We start from the raw sequence: 17,803 nt of genomic DNA on the forward strand, positions 1-17,803 counted from the left end.
ACTTAAAATTAATGTAAAGGATGGATTGCATTGTAAGTGTGCGCGGCAACCTGCGGGTTCTACACCCTAAACGGTAAAGTCTCGATACAAATTTTCCGTATGATGTCCTCCCGGGTTTTGAGGGGGAGGACGAGGTGCCCATTCAACAATTCGAACTTGCGCGCGTGATATCGGAAGCCGGAACCATGGTTGAAGATTTGTATCCTCTTTCCCCCCTCCAGCAGGGAATGCTCTTCCACCATCTCGAGGCGCAAGCTCCCGGCGTCGACGTGGAGCAACTCGAGGTCGAGCTCAACGAGCCGATCGACGTCAACCTTCTCGTGCGCGCCTGGGCCATTGTCGCCGCGCAGCATCCGATCCTTCGCACCCGCTTCAGCTGGAAGGATTTGCGAAACCCGAGTCAGGAAGTTTTAAGCGAGGTTAAAGTCCCGTTCGGAGTGCGGGATTTATCGGCATTGTCGGCTGACGATCAGGTGGCGGCGCTCAATGCCTTCCTGACGGAAGATCGATTGACGGCTCTGCCGTTGGACGTCGCGCCGCTCTGGCGTGTAACTCTGATTCACCTTGGCGCAGACCGGCACCAGCTTGTTTTCACCTACTCCCATGCGATCCTCGACTCCTGTTTCGCGTTCGTTGTCCAGGACGTGTTTGATACGTACGCCGCCCTTGCTCGGGGTGACCAACCGTCCTTTCCATATCGACCGCCGTATCGCGATTTTATAACCTGGCTCGGCGAGCATCTTGCGTCGAGCGCCGATGCTGCCGAGACCTTTTGGCGGACTGCCCTCGCGGGCTTTCAGACGCCGACCAACTTGGAGGCGCTGCGCCTGTCGAGTGGCGCGACGCGCACATCCGGGCCTCACGCCACGATCGAATTTGCGCTGTCTCCGGCGCAAACGACGAAGCTCCATGCATTCTGCGATAAGGCTGGGCTGCGAACGTCGACCGTCATAGAGGCGGCCTGGGCGCTCGTGCTTTCAGCGTTTTCCGGCCGTGACGATGTGGCTTTTGGCGTAACGCGGACGTGCCGCCGGTCATCGATCGAGGACGCCGATCGGATCGTCGGACTTTTCATCAATACGTTGCCCGTGCGGGTCAAGCTTGACGGTGATCTGAGTGCGCTCGAATTCTGCCAGCAATTGCGGCGCAACCAGGTGGAGACGCGCGCCTTCGAGCATTCCCCCTTGCCGGATGTGCTTCGCCACAGCGAGGTGCCACGCTCGCAGACGCTCTTCGACACGATCGTCGTCTTCAACGCAGAGACCAACGACGCGCGCTTCAAGTCGTTTGGACCTAAGTGGCAACACCGGCGTTTCAAGCTCCACGACCAGACGAACTTTGCATTCAACGTGATGGCCTACGACGGGCCTCAGATAACGTTCAAGCTGTCTTACGATGCAGGTTGCTTTTCAGGGTCGGCGGCCGGCAGGATCGGCGACATGCTGCAGGTGCTGCTGGATGCGATCGCCGACAATCCAGATGCGAAGATTACCAGTCTCCCGCGTCTCCCATCGCAAGATGCCCAGTTGGTGTTTGAGACCTGGAACGCGACGGACAAGCCGTTGCCCGGCCCGGGCTGCATTCACGAAGCCTTTGAGGCGCAGGCCGATCGTACGCCGGACGCAGCAGCGCTCGTTGATGGCGACAGGTCGATCACCTACCGCGAGTTGGACAAACGCGCCAATCAGCTGGCCCACGAGATTCTCGGGCAAGGCGTGGCGCCCGATCAGATGGTCGGAATATTCATCGAGCGTTCCATTGAGATGGTGGTCGGCCTACTCGGCATTTTGAAAGCCGGCGCGGCCTATGTGCCGATGGACCCGTCTTACCCGAGCGACCGCCTCGCGATCATTCTCGAAGATACGCGCGCACGGATCGTCGTTACGACATCGGACCTGCGCACCAAATTGCCCGCGGGATTGAATGTCATCTGCGCCGACCCAATCGGTCAGAGTGGAAATGACGAGCGGCCGCGGGTCGAGGTCACCGGCAACAACCTGGCGTATGTGATCTTCACGTCCGGCTCCACAGGACGCCCCAAAGGCGTGATGCTGGAACACCGCAACGTGACGAGCTTCTTCACCGGGATGGATCAGGCCCTCGGAACGGCACCCGGCGTGTGGCTCGCGACAACCAGCATCTCGTTCGACATCTCGGTGCTTGAGCTGTTTTGGACGTTGGCGCGCGGATTTAAGGTGGTGATCCAGAAAGAAGCTGAGCGCGAGGCACGCGCAGCCCAGCAACGGGTAAGCGCCACACCCATCGATTTCAGCTTATTCTATTTTGCAGCCGACTCCGATGACGCTGCGGGCAAAGCCAGYGGCAGATACCGTCTGTTGCTTGAAGGCGCAAAATTTGCTGACGAGCATGGCTTTTCCGCTATCTGGACACCGGAACGTCACTTCCATCCGTTTGGCGGTTTGTACCCAAACCCCGCGGTGACGGGTGCGGCGGTCGCGGCCGTCACCCGCCGCATCGGCATCCGCGCCGGTAGCGTAGTGCTCCCCTTGCACAGTCCATTTCGTATCGCCGAAGAGTGGTCGATCGTGGACAATCTGTCCAACGGCCGCGTCGGTCTGAGCTTCGCCTCCGGCTGGCACGTACGCGATTTCGCTTTGCAGCCCCAAAACTACAAAAACCGGCGCGAGCTTTTCGCCCGCGGTATCGAAACGGTCAAAGCGCTGTGGCGCGGCGAGGCCGTCGAGACGATCGATGGCGACGGGCAGACGGTTCAGGTGAAGACGTTCCCGCCGCCGGTGCAGAAAGAACCCAAATTATGGGTCACCGCCAGTTCGCACCCCGATACGTTTGCGCTCGCGGGGCGAATGGGCGCCAACGTGCTGACGAACCTCCTAGTGATGAAGCCCGAGCAGTTCGTGGAGAACGTTGCCGTTTATCGCAAGGCCTGGGGTGAAGCGGGCCATGAGGGGCGGGGATCGGTGTCGCTGATGCTGCACACCTTCGTCGGTGCAGATGAAGAAGAAGTGCGACGCAAGGTTCGCGGCCCTTTCATCGAATACCTCAAGACGTCCACCGACCTGGTCGCGAAAATGCGGTGGGAGTTGACCCCCTTTGCCAAGCGCGATGACCGCGACGGTTCCGACCCTCGTATGGCCTTGTCGGATCTGCAGCCGGAAGAACTTGATGCCATCATGGAGCACGCATTCGCGCGCTACTTCGAAACTGCAGGCTTATTTGGAACGCCGGCATCTTGCGTCGCCAAGATCGAGAAACTGAAGGCGTATGGCGTCGACGAAATCGCCTGCTTGATCGATTTCGGTATCTCGACTGAAGACGTGTTGGCTAACCTTCCGCATCTCGATGAATTGCGCCGGATGGCCAATCCGAACGCCGATGAACTGAGCGAGGATATCCCCTCTCAAATCGCCCGCCACGGCGTGACGCACCTGCAGGCCACGCCATCTCTTGCGAGCATCCTGGCGTCCGACGATGTCTCACTCGATGCGCTTGGACATTTGCGCATGCTGCTGCTGGGCGGCGAGGCGCTCCCGCCTGTGCTGATCGATCGATTGCGTTCCAGATACCAGGGACCGATCCACAATATGTACGGCCCGACCGAAACCTGCATCTGGTCGACGACGGCCAAGGTCGGCGGCGCCGGCGATCCGATCACCATTGGCGGGCCGATCGCGAACACCCGTGTCTACGTGGTCGATCAATCCCTGCGTCCACTGCCCATCGGCGTGCCCGGTGAAATTGTCATCGGCGGCGCAGGCGTTGCGCGCGGCTATCTGGGACGGCCAGAGCTGACCGAAGAGCGGTTCGTCCCCGATCCGTTCGGCCGCAGCGATGAGCATCTCTACCGCACGGGCGATCTCGGGCGCTGGCTCCCCAACGGTACGATTGAGTACCTTGGCCGGCTCGATCAGCAGGTCAAGATTCGTGGTCATAGAATTGAGCCTGGCGAGATCGAGTCGGTGCTGAGCCGGCATCCATCGGTGAAGCAAAGCGCAGTCGTCTCGCGGTCCGACGAAAGCAGCGGCGAACAGCGCCTCGTTGCCTATGTCGTGCCTGTAGCCAATGGCAGCGGCGCATCTGCCGCTCCGAGCACGGCGCATTGGGAAACGATCTGGGACGAGACGTATCGCGGCAACGGTGACGCGGTCTCTGAAACAGTTGGTTGGCGGAGCAGTTACACCGGCGAACAAATCCCCGACGCCGAGATGCAGGATTGGATCGAGCGGACGGTTGAGCGGGTTCAGGATCTCCGGCCACAGCGCATCCTCGAGATCGGCTGCGGAACGGGCATGATCCTTTTGCGCGTTGCTCCGAACTGCGATCGCTACCACGGCATAGACCTCTCCGCGGCTGCACTTGCCCGCGTGAGAAACGAGGCTGATCAGAAGGGTCTAGGCAACGTCGTTCTCGAGCAGCGGGCGGCAAACACACTCGCTTCCATGGACGCCGGACCGTTCGACACGATCGTCATAAATTCCGTGGCGCAGTACTTTCCGAACGTGGATTACTTCGTCGATGTTCTCGAGCAGTGCATCGAAAAGCTGGCGCCGGGCGGGGCGATCTTCGTGGGCGATGTGCGTAGCCGTGCCCTACTTGAGGTCATGCTGGCGGAAATCGAATTGCTCAAAGCCTCGCCGGAGACGCAGGCGGACGAGCTTCGGACGCGTCTGCGCAAGCGGTACGATGACGAAGCGGAATTGGTGCTGGACCCGGAGCTGTTTCGGACACTACCGAGATTCATTCCCTCGGTCGAAAGTGTCGAAGTGGAACTCAAGACCGGGAGCGCGCAGACCGAGATGACGCGCTTCCGGTACGACGTCGTCATCCGTAAGCAAGGTGGAATATCGCTTTCGCCCCTCGCGACGACGACGGTTCAGGCGCCGGAACCATGCACGATCGAGGCGTTGGGCGACATCTTGCGATCCGCCCAATCGCCCATCCGCGTGACCGGGATCACGAATGCCCGCGTGGCATCGGCGGTGACGGCACTTGACGCGCTCAACGCGCTATCACCTTCGCAGAAACTAGGCTCTCTGGCTGGTGACTCCACCAATGGCCTTCAGCACTCCGTCGGGATCGACCCCGAAGACGTGAGATCGCTCGCAGAAAAGGGCGATGTGGCCATCGAGTGGTCAGCCGCCGGACGAGAATTCTTCGATGCTGTTTATCGTCCGCGCGCGGCGGGAGTAGCACGCGCGACTGATGCAGGAGCCATTGGTGTTGCAAACCCCGATGATAGCGCTTCGCCGGATTGGTCTCAGTATGCCAATCGCCCTGTGCTCCGGGCCGCATCGGAAGATTCGCTCATGCCGGCTTTGCGTCAGCATCTACGCAAGGCGCTGCCGGAATACATGCTGCCGTCGGCGTTTGTCTTGCTCGATGCGTTGCCTTTAACTCCCAACGGCAAACTCGATCGGCAGGCTCTGCCGGCGCCCGATCGCGCGCGCCACGAGACTGCGACGGCCTTTGTCGCGCCGGCGACGGACGTGGAACGCGAGCTTGCGAGCATCTTCCAGGACGCACTGGCGTTGGCCGAGGTCGGGCTCGATGACAACTTCTTCGACCTTGGCGCAAGTTCCTTAACGATGGTAAGTATCGTGGAGAAGATCCGCACGCGGATGGGAACGAAAGTGTCGCTTGTGCGCCTGTTTCAGTTCCCCACTTTGCGAAGCTTGGCCGCTTCGCTCGCAAACCGCGAACGTGATGCGGCATCTGCTGCGCCAGAACAGAACCGCGCCAGTTTCCGCAAAGACTCGATGCAGCGCCGGCGCGGAGCACGCGCTCGATAGTTGATCGTCCGCAGGCATGCTTTCCTGCACGCGCGGCGCTTCAGCGATTATACGACAAGTAACCCCAGTTTATCCTGAAGCTGGGGAGCGACGAGAGTCGCAGTAATTATCGCTCGGAGCGATCGCTCCCGGTAGCGGGAAACCATATCGAACAGAGCTCGGCTCCTGTAGCCTTTGCGGACCGAAAATCCGCCAATATAGGAGATGACGTCCGGCTCCCAGCGAGCTTTCGAAATATCAGTTCCGGTAGAGAGGTTCACGATCCGCAACTTGTTGTCGATCGCCCATTTAACCGCTTCCACGACGACCGTCGTCATAACGCTGTAGCGGCCCCAGCGAGGATCGTAACCAGAGTAATAGAGATATAATTCATCCCCGAATTTGAAGCCGATTCTGGTCGCCACGACCTCGTCGTTTATCACGAGTTGAAAAATTCGCAGTGCTCCGCGCTGGGCGAGTTCCGTGCAGTACTGAAGCATGAAGGAACGGCTGACCGGCGAAGCAAAGACATTGTTGTGTTTGATCGAAGCGGCGGCATCCGCACGAGCCGCATGAAGAGCAAATAGTCGATCAAGCGCTGCTGGTACATCCTCAGGCTTCTCTATGATGCGGAGCTGAGGCGTCATTTTTTCGCTGGCCAGAGAATTGTAACACTTTCTGATGGCCTGCTTCATATTCCTGGATAAGTTCGCTCTGAACTGCTCCCAGGTCGATGACAGATGGAGAATATGAACCGTCGTGCCTAGGTAAGGCGTTTGACGGATTCTCGCGGGCAACATCGTCGACGCTTGTTGCAATCGCAGCCCGCGCCACTGCACCCAGTCGGCGCCATTCGCGTTATCCAAAAATGCAGAGATCGAGCGAACGACCGCTGGAGTGTGCTCGGGCAGACAGAGGGGACCGCGGAATTCTGTAACGTTTGAGTCCGCGCCGAAAAACTGCAGTTCCTTCGCGCTCAGCGGCCCATAGCCAGGCCGTTGCGTCACAACCATCGGCGCAACCGCGACAAGCTCGCCGCTGTCGTTACGCAATAGGAAAATGCGAGGGAAGTCTTTCGCCTTTACGTTGTTGCGCTTGTAATGTTGCCACCAAGTCGAAGCCCATAAATGCGTCGTAAACGGCAGGCGAGGCGAGATGCGCTCGTGGAGCGAATCCCACTGCGCAATCAAATCGTGCAGGCTAGAGTCGTCGATGATCGTCTCGACGCTGAGCATCGGATCGCCTTCGGCGCAAAGATGTGCGGAAGTTTTGACGCCTGCCTGTGGTTTCACCATCGTCGTTCCGGTCGTAGATATTGCGCTCCGGGTGTCGGAATTGAACACAGCAATCGTTACTCAGCCAGCGGAAAATCCTTGTAACCACATTCCTAAACCGAAATTCAGAAATTATAGGTGAATCGCGGCAAATGCGGTGGCCGATATGGCGAGAAAGTCATTATGCGGCCCACCGCATTAGACGGCAAAAGCGGGTATAGCCAACTTTACTGAAGGAGTGCCAAGGTGACCGAAATGCGGAGCTAGTGGCGGCTCGACGTCTTGCGGTATCCGCCAACGAAATGACGAGGGAAAATTCCCCAGAGGTGACGCTCTTCCAAAGAACCCAAGGCATTCAGCGTCCTGATTTCGAGCCCACTGTCGTCGATGGCGGCGTCTAACGTCTTTCCGGCGACGGAAGCTGGCGCCTGGAAGCATCCACTTTTCGAAAGAGTTTCGATCACGATGTTTTCGGCGCGGACCGGATCCGAAACGCGCCAGCAGCGGTAGATCCCGAACGTATTCCCTACGTCTGTCGCCCGATTGATTTCCTCGAGCCGATGCTCGACGGTGCGGGTCGTCATGCCGGCCGAGATCAGCTCGCTCTCGGCATTGGCCAGCATAAAAATCCAACCGGCTTTCGGCTCGTCCGTAATCTTTTTCCGCTTCAGAAAGGCATAGACACAGCGGCGAGTAGGAAGCCCGAGAAGGACCGTTCGCGCATCAGCAAAAGCGTCCCGGTCCCTGTCTTTGATTGCTGCGCTGAGAGCGCGGATTTCCCCAGCAATGGTCGCCGCGAGCCGAGCCGACGGATATCCGAGCTGACCGGCGATGGTAAACCAGTCGAGCGAATCTCGCCGCGCGACGCAGCCAAACAATCCTTCGACGTCGTTCGCGGACACGAAGGATTCTTCACGCCAATCCGGTAATAAAAAGGAGTTCAGGATGTTGAGCAATCGCCAACAGGACGCCTCTCGCCGCTTTTGTGTTTCCACCGGCGGCGCCGCCGTTCCGAATGCGCACATCCCTACGGGGTGGTCGTTCATCCCGCTCGATCTCTTCTGAGGCGACGCTTGAGGAAGCTGACGAGAAATCCAGCCAGTCCTGAACGGCAAGGAAGATTAAAGACGCTATCTTACCAATCGCGGCAGTGTCGAGAGCGAATCCGTCTGTGTGCAGCCGAATGACAAGATTTAGCTAATTGTACCGGCGTGCTTCCGTCATCTCGGATAGTCGGAATGAAGCGCTGGAGAACTAGGCCTCTCGATTAGGTGCTTTCGGCCGTCGAGACCGCCGGCGGACTCTTCTCGCCGCCGCGCGCAAATCTTGCCTTGAGCTTCTCGAGCAGCAGGTAGATCACCGGCGTTGTGTAAAGCGTCAGCACCTGCGAGACGACAAGGCCGCCAATGATCGTGATACCGAGGGGCCGGCGCAATTCCGACCCCGGGCCGACCGCAACCGCGAGCGGAATGGCGCCGAGCAACGCGGCCAGCGTCGTCATCAGGATCGGACGGAACCTCTGCAGACAGGCGTCGTAGATCGCAGCCTGCGGCGAGAGCCCGCGCTCGCGTTCCGCATGCAATGCGAAATCGACGAGCATGATGCCGTTTTTCTTCACGATGCCGATCAGCAGAATGACGCCGATGAGGGCAATGACCGAGAGGTCCATGCTTGCCATCTGCAACGCGAGCAACGCGCCGAGGCCCGCCGAAGGCAGCGTCGAGATGATCGTCAGCGGATGCGCGAGACTTTCATAGAGCACGCCGAGCACGATATAGATCGCGACGAGCGCCGCCAGGATCAGCAGCGTCTGCTGGCGCGCCTGCTCGATGAACGCCTTGGCGTCGCCCGCGGGTTCACCGTGAATTGTCTCCGGCATATGCAAAGCCTGGAGAGCGGCGTCGATGCCTTGAAGACTCGTATCCATGCTGACGCCAGGCCGCAGATTGTAATTGATCGTTACGGCAGGGAACGGGCCCTGATGGTTGACGACCAGCGGCGCGATGCCTTCGCTCGTCGAAATGACGCTCGAGAGTGGGATCTGCTGCGTGCGGTCGATCGTCGGCACATAGATCCGCGACAGATCCTTGGGATGAACCTGGAGCTTCGGATCGACTTCCAGAATGACTTTATATTGGTTGCGATCGCCGTAAATCGTCGAGAATTGGGTTTGCGAGAAGGCGTTCGAGAGCGCGTTGTCGATGTCGACGATCGCGACGTTCAGTCGTGACGCGACGTCGCGATTGATGTTGACGTTGAGCTGCAGTCCGCCCGCCTCGCGATCGGAGGTCACGTCCGCAAGTCCAGGAACGGCGCGAACCGCGTCGATGACCTTCGGGACCCACTCATAGAGATCCTCGGCGTTGATCGCCCACAGCGTATATTGATAATCGGCCTTGCCCGAGCGCGCTCCGGCCCGGATATCGCGAGACGGCATGAGCCTTGTCGCCAGTCCGACGATTTTGCCGAGAGGCGCGCGCAGTCGATCGATCACGACCGCAGTCGAAACGTTGTGGCGCTCTTCGATCGGTTTCAGGCTAATGAACATGCGGCCTTGGTTCTGCGTCGGATTTGGGCCGCCGGCGCCGATGGATGAGCCGACGTTGTCGACCGCCGGGTCGGCGAGGATCACGCTGAGAGCTTGTCTCTGGAGCCGGCTCATTTCCGCGAACGACACGTCGGCGTTGGCTTCCGTCGCGGCGATGATCAGGCCCGTGTCGTCCTCGGGCAGGTAGCCCTTCGGCAGCACGGTATAGAAATGGATCGTTAGCACGATCGTCGCCACGAAGACCGCGAGCATGACCAGCTGATTGCGAAGGGCAATTCTGAGCGTAAACGCATAGCTCCGCACGACGAGAGCGAGCGCCCCTTCGAAAATACGGTCGGCGAGGTTCCTATGTGCCTCGGCCCCGGCCTTGATGAAGTGAGCGCAGATCATCGGCGTGACCGTGAGCGACACGACGGCCGAGATGGCGATGGCGAATGTCAGCGTCAGGGCGAACTCGTGGAGCAACCGGCCGACGATGCCGGTCATGAACAGGACAGGTATGAATGCCGCGACGAGGGATACCGAGATTGAAATGACGGTGAAGCCGATCTGCTGCGATCCCGCGAGCGCCGCCGCATAGGGCTTCATGCCCTTTTCCATATTGCGATAGACGTTCTCGATCATCACGATCGCATCGTCGACGACGAAGCCGACGGCAACGGCGAGCGCCATCAGCGTAAGGTTGTTGATCGAAAACCCGGCGGCCCACATCGCGGCGCACGTACCTGCAAGCGACAGCGGCACGGTAATACCGGCCGCGATCGTCGGCGTCGGGCGTCTGAGAAAGACGAAGACGACGGACATGACGAGCAGGATCGTCAAGCCGAGCGTGAACTGCATGTCGTGAACTGACGCACGGATCGTCGTCGTCCGATCGCTGAGGATCGAAATGTCGATGCCCGCCGGTATCCACTCTTTGAGCTGGGGAAGCAGCGCCTTCACCCGGTCGACTGTGTCGATGACATTTGCCTCGGGCGTCTTCGTGATGATCAGCAGCACCGCGGGATCATGGCCGAAGCGCGCCGATGAGCGCGCGTTTCGCGTCGCCGTGATGACTTTCGCGACGTCGCCCACCTTGACGATATCGCCGTTCGGCATGTTCTTGACGACGATGTTTTTGTATTCTTCGGGCTCAGTCATCTGCGCGTTGGACTGCAGGATGATCGTTTGCCGTTCGCCGTCCACCGAGCCTATCGGCGAGAGATCGTTGGCGTTGGAGACGGAATTCTTCACGTCTTCGAAGCTGACGCCCATCGCAGCAACGAGCGTCGGATCGACCTGGATGCGCGTCGCCGGTTGGTCGGCGCCGCTTACCGTCACGTCCGCCACGCCATCGACTTGCGAAATACGCTGGCCGATGACGGTGTCGGCGGTATCGTAGATCGCGCTCGTCGTCATCGTCTTTGACGTCAACGCGAGGATGAGAATTGGCGAAGCTGAAGGGTTCGCTTTCCGGAATGTCGGAACTTGCGGCAGGTCGCCCGGAAGATCCGCGGTCGCTGCGTTCAAGGCCGCCTGCACGTCGCGGCCCGCGCCGTCGATGTTGCGGTTGAGGTCGAACTGCATCGCGATGGACGTCGAGCCGAGCGAGCTCGTCGACGTCATCTCCGTGACGCCCGCGATTTCGCCAAGACGCCGTTCAAGCGGGGAGGCGACGCTGGACGCCATTGTCGAGGGGTCGGCGCCGGGACGTGTCGCCATGATCCGAACGGTCGGAAACTCGATCGCCGGCATGCTCGCGACGGGCAGGAGCCCGTACGCAACGGCGCCCGCGAGAAACAGGCCGATGGCGAGGAGTGCCGTCCCGATGGGCCTCTCGATGAAGATGCGCGAGACGTTCATCGCCTACTCCGCGGCCGCCGGGAGGCTATTTGGTCTGGCTGTCAGCCCGGCAGCAGTTGGCTCGATCTCTTCGCTCTTATCGACAGACCGGCCGCCGCCGAGGCGCGCACGAAGCCGTTCCATCGTTAGATAAATGACCGGCGTCGTGTAGAGCGTCAGGAGCTGGCTCAAAAGCAGACCGCCGACGATCGTGATGCCGAGTGGATTTCTAAGCTCCGAACCCGTCCCGCTTTCGAGCGCCAGCGGCAGGGCGCCGAAAAGCGCGGCAAGCGTCGTCATCATGATCGGCCGGAAGCGGAGCAGCGCCGCCTCTTTGATCGAATCCCGCGGGGAAAGTCCGCGCTCGCGTTCAGCATCGAGCGCGAAGTCGATCATCATGATCGCGTTTTTCTTCACGATGCCCATCAGTAGAATGATGCCGATGAGCGCGACGAACGAGAGATCGTTGCCGGTGAGCTCGAGCGCCAGAGCCGCGCCGATACCGGCTGACGGCAGCGTCGTCAAAATCGTGAACGGATGAATGAGACTTTCGTAGAGAACGCCGAGGACGATATAGATTGTGACGATAGCGGCGAGGATCAGCCAGGGCTGGTTGTTGAGCGACTTCGAGAATTCAGCTGCATCGCCATAGAACGTGCCCGTCACCGATGCCGGCAGATCGACCTCTTTCTTTGCCGTGTCGATTGCAGCAAGCGCATCGCTGAGCGATGCATTGGGCGCCAGATTGAAGCTGATCGTTATGGCCGGGAACTGATCCTGATGGCTGATCGCGAGCGGCGCCGTATCGTATGCGATAGTTGCGACGGAGGTCAGCAAGACTTGCGTCCCCGTCGTGCTCGACGGAACGTAGAGCCGGTTCAATCGCGACGGATCGCTGCGATATTCGGGAGCCGCCTCCAGAACGACGCGATACTGATTGGCCTGCTCGTAAATCGTCGAAACCTGACGCTGGCCGAATGCGTTGCTCAGCGCATCGTTGATAGCTTGCATCGTGACGCCGAGCCGTCCGGCGGTAACCCGATCGACGTCGATGCGCGCAATAAGTCCGCCGTCGACTTCCTCCGATGCGACATTGCGAAGGAACGGTGATTCATGAAGAGCGGCCGCCATCTTCTTCGACCACTCGGAAACCTCATCGGCGTCGGTGCTCGCGAGCGTGTACTGATAGCGCGCGCGGCTCGCCTGCGTCGAAATCTGCACGTCCTGCACGGGCTGGAAGTAAACGATCGTTCCGGGTGTTGGCCTGACGGCGTGCTTTAGCCGCTGGATCACTTGCACGACATTCGATTTTCGCTCGTCGCGCGGCTTCAGCATGATCTTGAGGCTGCCGACGTTCTGCGTGGCGTTGAGCTGTCCGATGCCGACGATGGACGCGACGCCCGTAACATCCGGATCGGCCGCGGCGATGGCGGCAACATCCTTCTGCAAGCGCGACATCTCGGAAAATGAGATTTGCGGGCCGCCTTCGACCACGGCTGTGATTGCGCCGGTGTCCTGGTCCGGCAAGAAGCCTTTCGGCATGATGACATAGAGCCAGATCGTGATGACGACCGTCAGCAGCGCGACGAGCAGCGTCGCCGCCTGATGGCGAAACACGAACTCCAGAGAGCGCCCATAGCCGCTGATTACGCGTTCCATGAAGCGGCCGATCACGCCTTCCTTTTCGTCATGGCCGCCGCTGCGCAGGAGCTTCGAGCACATCATCGGCGTCAGCGTCAGCGATACGATCGCCGAGACGACGACGGCGATCGTCAGCGTCATGGCGAACTCGCGGAACATGCGTCCGACGAGGCCGGTCATGAAAAGCAAAGGTATGAAAACCGCGATCAACGACAGCGTCAGCGAGATGACGGTGAAGCCGATCTCGCGCGCGCCATCGAGGGCGGCCTTCATCGGCTTCTCGCCCTTTTCGATGTGGCGCACCACGTTCTCGATCATCACGATCGCATCGTCGACGACGAAGCCGGTGCCGATCGTCAGGGCCATCAAGGAGAGATTGTCGAGGCTGAAGCCGCAGAAATACATGACGCCGAACGTGGCGATCAACGACACCGGCAAAGCGACGCCCGCAATGATCGTGGCGCGGAACGAGCGCAGAAACAAAAGGACGACCATGATGACGAGGCCGACGCTGAGGACGAGCGTGAACTGCACGTCATTGACGGACGCCTTGATCGTACCCGTGCGATCGCTGACGATTGCGAGATTGACACCGGCCGGCATGCTGCGTTCGACGCGCGGCAATTCCTGCTTGATGCGCGACACGGTGTCGAGGACGTTGGCGCCCGGCTGCCGCTGAACGTCGACGATGACCGCGGGCTTGCCATTGTACCAGCCGCCGACGCGCGTGTTTTCGAGACCATCTGTAACGCGCGCGACGTCCTTGATGCGGACCGGCGCGCTGTTTCGATACGCAATGATGACGTCGTCGTAGGCCTTCGCCTGATCGATCTGGTCGTTGGCGGCGATCGTGTACGACTGCTTTTCGCCGTCGAGCGAGCCCTTGGGCCCGGCGACGTTGGCGCTGGCAATAGCGGTGCTGAGATCGGCCATGCTGAGGCCGTAGCTCGCAAGACGCGAGACATCGGCTTCGACGCGCACAGCGGGTTTGATGCCGCCCTCGATCGCAACATGACCGACACCCGACACCGAGGCGAGGCGCTGCGCGAGCAGCGTATCCGCAAGATCCGAAAGCGATCGCAGCGACTGGGTGTCCGACGTCAGCGCGAGCGTGACGATCGGCGTGTCGGCTGGGTTCACCTTAGAGTATGTCGGAGGGTAGGGGAGGTTGCGCGGCAGCGTCGAGCCGGCCGCGTTGATGGCGGCTTGCACGTCCTGAGCCGCCGCGTCGATATCGCGGTCGAGATTGAATTGCAGCGTGATGCGGCTGAGGCCGAACGAACTGGTCGACGACATCGACGCAAGCGACTGGATCTGCCCGAACTGGCGTTCGAGCGATGCCGTGACGAGCGTCGACATCGTCTCTGGGCTCGCGCCCGGAAGTTCGGTCGTGACCTCGACGGTCGGAAAATCAACTTGCGGCAGGGACGATATCGGCAACGCGAAGTAGCCGAGCATACCGCCGAGAACGGTCGCGACCGCGAGCAGGAACGTCGCGATCGGCCTCTCGATAAAGGGCCGGGAAACGCTCATGGCGATGCGCCGCTATCCCGGTGAGACTGATTGTGTCTGCCCGAACGCTTGCCGCCCTCGCTGGTCGAGCCGGTCACTAGAGCTGCTTCCGGTGAGGCCGAAGAGGCAGCTTGTGCCGCTTGCACGCTAGCGCTCGCGGCGTTGTCGGCCTGGGCGGCTTTCTTTCCATCCGAGGGCTTCTTCGACATCGCCGGCTTATCTGCAGGAGCCGCCGTGCCGTCGGTGACGGATACGGTCGCGCCGTCTTTGAGCCTGCCGAAACCGCTCGTGACGATTTTCTCTCCCGCCGTCAAACCTTCGGCGATGACGGCGAACTTGTCGTCCTGCCGCGAAATTTTCACCTGCCGCATCTCGGCGACATTGCCGGTGCCAACGACGTAAACGTATGTGCCGTCCGGACCCCGCTGCACGGCTTCCGTCGGCGCGACGACGACGCCTTTCAGCGTATCGACGAGAAGCCGGACGTTGACGAACTGTCCTGGCCAAAGCTGGCGCTTGTCGTTCGGGAATTCGGCTTTGAGACGGATCGTGCCGGTCTGCTGATCGACCTGATTGTCGATGACCTTGAGAGTGCCGGTATCAAGCTCGGTCTGACTGTCGGTCGACAACGCATGCGCGGCCAGCGTTCCTTCGGAGCTTGATTTGGTCAACGTCGGCAACTGTTGTTGCGGCAGCGTGAACACCACCGAAATGGGCTGCACCTGCGTAATGACGGCGATGCCGCCGGCGTCTCCCGCATGGACGAGGTTGCCTTCGTCGACAAGGCGGATGCCAGTGCGGCCGTCGAATGGCGCGACGATCGTCGTATATCCGAGGATCGCAGTCGCATTCTCGATCGACGCCGTATCGGATTTGACCTGCGCTTCCTGCTGCTTGATGAGCGCGATCTGCGTATCGATCTGCTGCTGTGAAATCGCCAGCGTGCCGACCTTCTGGAAGCGCTCGAGATCCTTTTTGGTGTTTGCGAGCAGCGCCTCATCCAGCGCCTTCTTGGCGATGGCTTGATCGAGCTGCGCCTGGTAGGTCACCGGGTCGATCTTCGCCAGCACGTCGCCCTTCTTGACGTCTTCGCCTTCGATGAAGTTGACGCTCAACAGCTTGCCGTCGACCTGCGCGCGGACAGTCGCCGTGTTGAGCGCTTTGACCGAGCCGACGCCCTCCAGATAAATCGGTACGTCCGCCGTATCGGCATTCTTGGCGACCACAGCCACAGGACCGCCGCCACCCATCCCGGCACGCCGGCTTGCGGCGGCGCTGCCATCAGGCGTCCGGCCTTGCATCGTATAATAAACGCCGCCGGCGAGCGCGCCGACGACGACCACCGTAGAAACCCACCGAAGTAGCGTCATCGCCGCTTTTTTCCGCTTTCAACCCGGCCGGATGCCGTCACATTACGACACACACCGGCACTGTTCGTCCTATCACCCGGTCATGAAACGCACGGTTCGGAGAAATCCGTTGCCCCCGCAGGTCCCACATCTATACCCGCCAAGCCTCGCCTGCGACATGCAACGCCTGGCGAGGCCGCCGCGCTCCAGACCCAATATTTCGAAAAAGGCCTATATCCGAGGCCCTTTTATGCTCGGACGGGCTCGTCGCGCACCGTGCGCAAGGCGTGAACGTCATATGTTGTAAAATTAACGTCTTATTTCAAACGGTCAGGACCGCGCTGCGTCGGTAGCACTCACCAGCGAGCATAACGGGTTCCCCGCCGCCCGGTCATCCCGGCGATGGCCGGGATCTACGGCCATGCCCCACGAGGGCGCTGTCGCGAGCCACCACGCAATCCAGAAACGAAAAGGCCGCCACGAAATTGCGCGACGGCCCATGAAGTGTGTTGCTCGCCAGTATTTGGGCGATGATTAACCAACCGACTTCGGAATGAACTTCAGCGCCACGCCGTTCATGCAATAGCGCAGGCCCGTCGGCTTCGGGCCGTCTTCGAAGACGTGCCCGAGGTGCCCACCGCATCTCCGGCAATGAACCTCCGTACGCGTCATGAAAAAGCTGTTGTCGGTCGTTGTGGCGACGGCGTTATCGAGCGGCTTCCAAAAGCTCGGCCAGCCCGTGCCGCTATGGAACTTGGTCGCCGAAGAAAAAAGCGCCAAATCGCAACCGGCACAGTCATACGTGCCGGCGGCATCGTTTTGGTCGAGGGGAGATGTCCCGGCGCGCTCGGTGCCCTGCTTGCGAAGGACGTTGAACTGTTCCGGCGTCAGCTCTTTCTTCCACTCGTCATCGGACTTCGTAATCTCGAATGTCTCGGACGCCGCTTCAGCATACCCCGAAGCCGACTTCAGCATCGCCAAGGCTCCGCCCAGAGCGATGCCCAATTGTGAAAAATCGCGCCGTGAATACATGGCTCGTCACCTTGGGTTCCGTTTCCTTTTTCGGCGCCCTAACGCCGTCGTCTTTCGGAGAGTACGTTGTCTCTCTCTTTTTCGTTTCGGCCGTTGTTCGGCTTTTTCTTATGAAAGATCGGCAATCTCGATCCGCTTCTCAACCTCGATTTCCATAGGGCTGAGGCGGCACGTATAGCAGAGCATTTCGACGCCGGAAGCTGCCGCGGTCTGAAATGCCGCGGCATATGCGGCGTCGATATCGGCGGCGACCGAGAATTTCTGGGCGTCGCTGCGCTGCACAAGAAACACCATGACCGCGCGATGTCCCTGCTCGACCATGCTCGAAAGCTCGCGCAGATGCTTGGCGCCCCGCTCGGTTTTGCTATCTGGGAATTCTGCGAGCCCTGAACTCCGCATCAGATGCACGTTTTTCACTTCGACATAGCAATCGCGCTTATCGGGCCCGCCCGAAAGGAGGATGTCGATCCGGCTGTTGAGCCCGTATTTCACCTCACGGCGCAGCGTCGAATAGCCGGAAAGCTCCGCAATCAGCCCCGCCTGAATGGCTTCAGTCACGAGCCCGTTCGGACGCCCGGAATTGATGCCGACGATATGGGACCCCTGGCCGAGATCGGCTTCGATCAATTCCCACGTATGGCGATATTTGCGCGTTGGGCTGTCGCTTTCGGAGAGCCAAACACGCGACCCGGGCGTCGCGAGCCCAAGCATCGAGCCCGTATTCGGGCAGCTGGCCGTCACCGTGACGCCGCCCGATGTCGTAACGTCGGCGAGGAACCGCTTGTAGCGTTGAATGAGTATGCCGGGAACGAGGGGATGTGCGAATTTCATCGCTAGCCCTTATCGGCGAGCGGGACCGGCGGGCAAGTGTTTTCGTGC

General features: G+C 60.3%; 8 protein-coding genes. 1 reads left to right on the forward strand and 7 read right to left on the reverse strand.

Features of this window, described 5'->3' with window-relative positions:
* Positions 1–134 precede the first annotated feature (134 nt).
* The gene (locus AC1DK3_RS05520) at positions 135–5,768 is read left to right on the forward strand and encodes a MupA/Atu3671 family FMN-dependent luciferase-like monooxygenase (protein WP_477191261.1); all 5,634 of its coding nucleotides are present in this window, start codon (positions 135–137) and stop codon (positions 5,766–5,768) included.
* Positions 5,769–5,815: 47 nt separating this feature from the next.
* Here the strand turns inward: AC1DK3_RS05520 and AC1DK3_RS05525 are convergent, their stop codons facing one another.
* From AC1DK3_RS05525 to sfsA, 7 genes are all read right to left on the reverse strand, one after another.
* The gene (locus tag AC1DK3_RS05525) at positions 5,816–7,042 is read right to left on the reverse strand and encodes a GNAT family N-acetyltransferase (RefSeq protein ID WP_477191262.1); all 1,227 of its coding nucleotides are present in this window, start codon (positions 7,040–7,042) and stop codon (positions 5,816–5,818) included.
* Positions 7,043–7,284: 242 nt separating this feature from the next.
* Entirely contained in the window at positions 7,285–7,923 is a 639-nt protein-coding gene (locus AC1DK3_RS05530; protein ID WP_477191263.1) for a GIY-YIG nuclease family protein, read from the reverse strand.
* Positions 7,924–8,288: 365 nt separating this feature from the next.
* Complete coding sequence (locus AC1DK3_RS05535) at positions 8,289–11,411, reverse strand: efflux RND transporter permease subunit (protein WP_477191264.1); 3,123 nt, start codon at positions 11,409–11,411, stop codon at positions 8,289–8,291.
* A gap of 3 nt (positions 11,412–11,414) precedes the next feature.
* On the reverse strand, positions 11,415–14,564 hold the full coding sequence (locus AC1DK3_RS05540; RefSeq protein WP_477191265.1) for an efflux RND transporter permease subunit: 3,150 nt from the start codon (positions 14,562–14,564) through the stop codon (positions 11,415–11,417).
* Positions 14,561–15,913 (reverse strand): efflux RND transporter periplasmic adaptor subunit, encoded by a 1,353-nt coding sequence (locus AC1DK3_RS05545; RefSeq protein WP_477191266.1) that lies wholly within the window; start codon positions 15,911–15,913, stop codon positions 14,561–14,563. The genes AC1DK3_RS05540 and AC1DK3_RS05545 overlap by 4 nt, the downstream gene beginning before the upstream one ends.
* A 513-nt stretch (positions 15,914–16,426) precedes the next feature.
* Positions 16,427–16,924, reverse strand: coding sequence for a peptide-methionine (R)-S-oxide reductase MsrB (gene msrB / locus AC1DK3_RS05550; protein WP_477191267.1), 498 nt, complete (start codon positions 16,922–16,924; stop codon positions 16,427–16,429).
* Between the two features lie 108 nt (positions 16,925–17,032).
* Positions 17,033–17,755: a DNA/RNA nuclease SfsA gene (sfsA, locus tag AC1DK3_RS05555; RefSeq protein WP_477191268.1), complete on the reverse strand. Its 723-nt coding sequence runs from the start codon at positions 17,753–17,755 to the stop codon at positions 17,033–17,035.
* Positions 17,756–17,803 lie beyond the last annotated feature (48 nt).

The sequence above is a fragment of the Hyphomicrobium sp. 01T421 genome (assembly GCF_056398805.1).